Consider the following 6,283-nt stretch of genomic DNA (forward strand, 5'->3'; position numbering starts at 1 on the left):
GGTGTCCGGCTTTCTTAGAATATGATTCGGGAATAATTCCTTATTTTTTATTCTGTCTTTGCTGCTGCAGTAGCTCTTGTTGCTTTTGCATCGCTTCCAGGCGGGCAGCAAATCCGGTCTTTTTCATTTGTTTCGGGTCCTTCTTTTTCGCTTCAAGAATAGCCAGCAATTTAGTTTCGTCGGTCGTTTTACGAAGCAGAATCATAGTACCCACGCTAATCAGCGTTGACACGAAGTAGTAATAGTTCAAACCTGACGGATAGTCGTTCAAGACAAACAAGAACATAATCGGCATCAGATACATCATCCATTTCATTGCCGCCATTTGTGGTTGCGCTCCGGTATCCTGCATAGACATCGTGTACTTCGTGTTCAAGATGTTTGTCACCGTCATCAGCAAGCAGAACAAGCTAAGGTGGTTGCCCAGGAACGGAATATGGAATGGGAATGTGATGATAGCGTCATAAGTAGAAAGGTCGTCCGCCCACAAGAAACTCTGTTGACGCAGCTCGATAGCACTCGGCACGAACATAAACAAAGCCATCAAGATAGGGAACTGCAATAACATCGGCAGACAGCCGCCCATCGGGCTTACCCCGTACTGGCTGTAAAGACCCATCACCTCCTGCTGTTTCTTCATTGCATCTTCCTGCTTCGGATATTTCTTGCTGATTTCGTCAATTTTCGGTTTCAATACACGCATTTTGGCAGAAGACATGTACGTTTTCCAGGTAGCCGGATAAACCACGACTTTCACCATGATGGTCAGAATCAACAGTACGATACCCATGCTTAGTCCCCAACCGGATAACCAGTCGAATACGTTGATTGTGATAAACTGGTTAATCCAGCGAATCAACGGCCAGCCCAGATAAACCAGTCTGTGAAGTTCCCATTTCTCGTCGCGGCCTTTATCCAACGATTTCAGCGTCTTAAAGTGGTTCGGGCCGAAATAGAAATACATCTCTGTCGGTTCTTTGCCTGTCGGATCAAAGAAAGTATTCATTTCAGCAGAATAATCTTTGATATATCCGCTTCCTTGCTGCTCCATTTTTGACTTTACGGAAACCTTGTCGAAATCCTGTTCAGCAATAAATACAGACGAGAAGAACTGATTCTTGAAAGCTACCCAATCAATGCGTCCCGGCAAATCCTGACTGTCATCTTTGGCAGCAGATAAGTTGTCCACATTGTCACCTGTTACTTTATAAGTCAGTTCCGACAGACGGTTCTCATAAGTGAATCCTTTTTCCAGTTGGCGGGCGCGTTGTGACCAGTCGATGTCCACATACTTGGTGCTTGCCAACTTGTTTTCCATGCCTGTCGCTTTGATTTCAAAGTTCATCAGGTAGCTATCCGGTTTCAGCGTATAGATGAAATCGATATAGCTTGCGCTATCCGCAGCCAGACGCATGATAACACTACTATCCGTCTTGTTTACAGCTTCAAAGAAATAATCTTTGGTCTGGATGGCTCCTGCTTTGTTGTAGAAGTTGAAGTTCATCGAAGCATCGTCGCCGTCGAACAACATAATCGGTGTCTTTTTATCCTGTGCCATATAATCCTTCAGCATGGCTGAATAGACACGTCCGCCTTTTGTTGCGAAAGTAATTTCCGCTACATTATTCTGGATGCTGATTTTAGAATCGGTCCCATGCAAGGCATTGAAAAACAAAGCAGAAGAATCGGCAGCCGATGCAACCTCTTTTTGGCTGTTAGCCAGCGCAGCTTCTGTTTTCGCCTTCAGCGCTTCCTCCTGCTGCTGTACTACGGCAATAGAGTCATAGTATCTTTTTTGTGCAGCTATCTGTTCCTCGCTTGGACGACTCAAAAAGCTGAATCCTACCAATAATATGCCTATTAGAACGAGACCTGTGATGGTGTTTTTATCCATTCTTATTTTAATTACAAATTATAAAATTACAAACTACCGGTCGTTTACCGCGTATCGTTAGCCTTTTGCCGTTGTTTTTTCGTTTTCGATGGCAGCTTTCACAAATGCCACGAACAACGGATGAGGGTTCAGTACCGTACTGCCATATTCCGGATGGAACTGTGTACCGACAAACCATTTCAAAGCCGGGATTTCAACGATTTCTACCAAATCCGATTCCGGGTTGATACCTACACATTTCATGCCGGCAGCTTCATATCGGTCTTTATAATCATTGTTGAATTCATAGCGATGACGGTGACGTTCTTGAATATGTTCTTGTCCGTAAGCCTGATATGCTTTCGAACCTTTCTGCAATACACATTCGTAAGCACCCAGACGCATCGTACCACCCATGTTGGTGATTGCTTTCTGTTCTTCCATGATATCAATCACGTTGTGCGGAGTCTTTTCATCCATTTCACGTGAGTTGGCATCAGCGTATCCCAGTACGTTGCGTGCAAATTCGATGGCGATGCATTGCATACCTAGACAAATACCGAAAGTCGGAATGTCATGCGTACGGGTATATTTGATAGCGACAAACTTGCCATCAATACCTCGTTGGCCGAATCCCGGACCGATCATTACGCCTGCCATGCCTTTCAAAGCTTCACCTACATTTTCGTCTGTCAGTTTCTCACTGTTTACGAAATGAACTTCCACTTTGCGGTCATTGTAAGTACCTGCCTGTGATAAAGCTTCGCGGATAGACTTATAAGCATCCTGCAAATCGTATTTTCCAACCAGTGCAATATTGATCGGTTCTTTTGTCTCTGCAGCGTGACGGCGTTCCAGGAATTTACGCCATGGGCCTAATCCCGGAGTTTCTCCTACCGGCAGTCCCATCTTTTCGAGGATAGTGCTGTCCAGTCCTTGTGCCTGCATCAGGATAGGTACTTCGTAAATTGTTTCTGCATCGATAGACTGCACAACGGCTTTATCATCCACATTACAGAATTGTGCCACTTTCTTGCGCAGTCCGTCACTTAGCGGATGTTCGGCACGCAATACCAGTACATCCGGCTGGATACCCACACTTTGGAGCTCCTTTACAGAATGTTGCGTCGGTTTTGTTTTCAACTCTCCGGCAGCAGCAAGGTAAGGAACATAAGTCAAGTGTACACAAAGAGCGTTCTTACCGAGTTCCCATTTCAACTGACGGATACTTTCGAGGTAGGGGAGTGACTCGATGTCACCTACCGTACCACCGATTTCAGTGATTACAAAATCAAACTTGTATTTATTACCAAGCAGTTTTACATTCCGTTTGATCTCGTCTGTGATGTGAGGAATCACCTGGATCGTTTTACCCAAATAGTCTCCACGACGTTCTTTGTCAATGACGCTCTTGTAGATACGTCCCGTAGTAATGTTGTTCGCCTTTGTCGTTTGTATACCCAGGAATCGCTCATAGTGTCCCAGGTCGAGGTCGGCTTCGTGTCCGTCTACGGTTACATAGCACTCTCCGTGCTCATAAGGATTCAATGTTCCCGGGTCGATGTTGATATACGGGTCAAACTTCTGAATGGTTACATTATAACCTCTTGCTTGCAGCAACTTACCGATGGATGATGAAATGATCCCTTTTCCTAATGAAGAGGCAACACCACCGGTGACGAAAATATACTTTGTTTCTCCCACAGCTATAACTGTTTTAATAATTGTTTACTTAGTAGTAATCTTACGAACTTAAAAAGCGCAAAATTATAAAAAAAAGAGGAAGATTGCAGACTTTCGTCTCTACAATTTTATTAAAAAATGCAATTTTGAAAGAATCCTATGATTTCTGAACAAAATAATGTAGCTTTGCAGCCTAAACCATAGACAAATATGATGAGAATTACTACTTTATGTTCAGCGTTTATCCTGTCAATCTTATCGTTATCGCTTTTTGCGCAGGAACCAGTCGAGGCTGCTTCACTTCCGACTGACTCTCTGCAGCCTGCCCCTGAAGTGATTAAACCAGCTAAAACGGTCAAGCCTTCGGCTGTTGTGGCAAAGGCCAGAGTTGTGAAAGCTGATACGCTTTCGGCAGAGCTTCAGAAATATTTAATGCTAAAACTTAATCTGTCAGGTCCGACACCGAAATTGGATACTGTTTCTTATTTATATAATAGGTATGTTGCGCAATTGGATTATTTGAATGATTTGTCTGTGCCGCCACGTTATATTCCGTCCGATCCCGATTATTTTCGTCTGTTTACACCTTTGGCATATTATTATGCTCCGATGGCTCAATACTCGAAGCTGGAATGGAAACCCATGCAATTGGATACCACTCCTCAACTGACGCAAGAGCTTTTGCCATACGATACCTTGGCATTTACCAAAACTCAACGTGCCGAGAAGATAGTCAACAGCGCGTTGATGGATCTTTATTTGGCGCGTCCGGAATTAGTTGTCACTACGGAGGATCGTATCATGAGTCGTGACGTGTTCCGCCATGATGTGAAGCCGAAAATATCTCCCAAAGCAAATGTTATTCATCTGTTTCAACCGGAAAACATGGATGATAATGTAGGAAAGGCCAATATGAAGATTAGCAGGCCTAACTGGTGGGTGACCGGAGGTAACGGATCGTTGCAGATCAGTCAGAACCACCTTTCGGATAACTGGTATAAGGGAGGTGAAAGTAACTTCTCCGGATTAGCGACTTTTCAGATTTTTGCCAACTATAATGATAATGAAAAAGTCCTGTTTGAGAATCAACTGGAAGCTAAAGTGGGTATGACTTCCACGCCGTCAGATGAATATCATAAATATCTTTTTAATACCGACCAATTCCGCTTATATAATAAATTAGGTTTGAGGGCTTTCAAGAATTGGTACTATACCATTTCTTCCGAGTTTAAGACACAGTTCTTCAATGGATATAAAGCTAACAGTGAAGAATTAGTTTCGTCTTTCTTGTCTCCGGCAGATTTGGCGGTCAGTGTCGGTATGGATTATAAATTGAGTAAGAAGAAATTTAATCTTTCCGTGTTTATGGCGCCGTTGACTTACAACTTGCGTTATATTGGCAATTCTGAAGTAGACGAAACTAAGTTTGGTTTAGACAAAGGAAAATGCTCTAAAAATGACTTCGGTTCCCAGTTGCAATCGACATTGAACTGGACCATTATCTCTGCAGTGACTTTAGAGTCTCGTCTCAATTACCTGACCAACTATCATTGGGCACGTGTAGAATGGGAAAATACATTCAATTTTGTATTAAACCGTTATCTTTCTACCAAGCTCTATATACATACCCGTTTTGATGACAGCTCCAAGCCGACCGAAGGAGATAGCTTCTTCCAGTTGAAAGAATTGCTTAGCTTCGGTATTAATTATAAGTGGTAATTCGTGTTTCGGGAATACTGATTAAAAGATAAGAAAAGGCTGTTTAACTATAAAAGTTATTCAGTCTTTTTTTTATGTTCATATCTGTTATATGATGTAATCATTCTTACTACATGCTTTAACTGCATATTTTGATTGGTAAAAAGAAAAGAAAGCATTTTTTTCTTGTTTCTTATTTATTATTTTATCTATCTTTGCAGCAGGAATTATTTCATTGCCTAAGTAGCAATGGAAAAAAGTGGGGTAAAAATATATGATCATTAGCAAAAATGACGATCGAGAAGTTCTGCCAACAGATGTGATTGGCAGAAGCGTAGCGCACTCTAAACGCTGGTTAGTCGCCATTGTGCGCATTTATCATGAGAAAAAAACAAGTGAACGCCTCACTAAAATGGGCGTTGAAAATTTCCTTCCTATTCAACAAGAAGTTCATAAATGGAGTGACCGTCGCAAAGTTGTCGACCGTGTTGTGCTTCCAATGATGATCTTTGTCCATGTTGATCCACAAGAACAAAAAGAAGTTCTGACCTTATCCGCTATCAGTCGTTACATGGTACTTCGTGGGGAGAGTACTCCGGCTGTAATTCCTGACCAACAAATGTTACGATTCAAATTTATGCTCGACTATTCGGATGAAACGATCTGTATGAGCACATCGCCATTAGCGCCGGGAGAAAAAATAAGGGTCATAAAAGGACCATTAGCAGGGCTGGAAGGAGAATTGGTAGATATAAATGGGAAATCAAAAGTTGCAGTCCGACTGACAATGTTAGGATGTGCATGTGTAGATATACCGGTAGGATGTGTGGAGCCGGTTTAGCACTATCAATTGAATTAAAAATTCAAATTACTCAATGAAAATGCAAAAATTAATGGGGGCGCTCATCCTCTTATTGATGTTGGGCGCCACACCTGTGGCTGCTCAAAATATGAGCGATTCTCAAGTATTGGAATATGTCAAAGAGGGGATTAGACAAGGGAAAGAACAAAAACAATTAGCCTCCGAAC

Annotated in this window: 4 protein-coding genes; 2 read left to right on the forward strand and 2 right to left on the reverse strand. The window is 42.4% G+C overall.

Features of this window, described 5'->3' with window-relative positions; genetic code table 11:
* Positions 1 to 40 precede the first annotated feature (40 nt).
* Together yidC and KTR06_RS13670 are read right to left on the reverse strand one after the other, a co-directional pair.
* Positions 41 to 1,894, reverse strand: coding sequence for a membrane protein insertase YidC (yidC, locus tag KTR06_RS13665; RefSeq protein WP_217290428.1), 1,854 nt, complete (start codon positions 1,892 to 1,894; stop codon positions 41 to 43).
* Positions 1,895 to 1,951: 57 nt separating this feature from the next.
* On the reverse strand, positions 1,952 to 3,577 hold the full coding sequence (locus KTR06_RS13670) for a CTP synthase (protein WP_004317909.1): 1,626 nt from the start codon (positions 3,575 to 3,577) through the stop codon (positions 1,952 to 1,954).
* A gap of 189 nt (positions 3,578 to 3,766) precedes the next feature.
* On the opposite strand from KTR06_RS13670, the gene KTR06_RS13675 reads away from it, so the two are divergent.
* Positions 3,767 to 5,275, forward strand: a complete 1,509-nt coding sequence (locus KTR06_RS13675) for a DUF3078 domain-containing protein (protein WP_015530977.1) — start codon at positions 3,767 to 3,769, stop codon at positions 5,273 to 5,275.
* Positions 5,276 to 5,528: 253 nt separating this feature from the next.
* A complete protein-coding gene (locus tag KTR06_RS13680; protein ID WP_118408455.1) occupies positions 5,529 to 6,095 on the forward strand; it encodes a UpxY family transcription antiterminator in 567 nt (188 codons plus the stop codon).
* The last annotated feature ends 188 nt before the right edge of the window (positions 6,096 to 6,283 follow it).

This window comes from Bacteroides sp. MSK.20.12 (assembly GCF_019052435.1).
GTDB lineage: Bacteria > Bacteroidota > Bacteroidia > Bacteroidales > Bacteroidaceae > Bacteroides > Bacteroides xylanisolvens.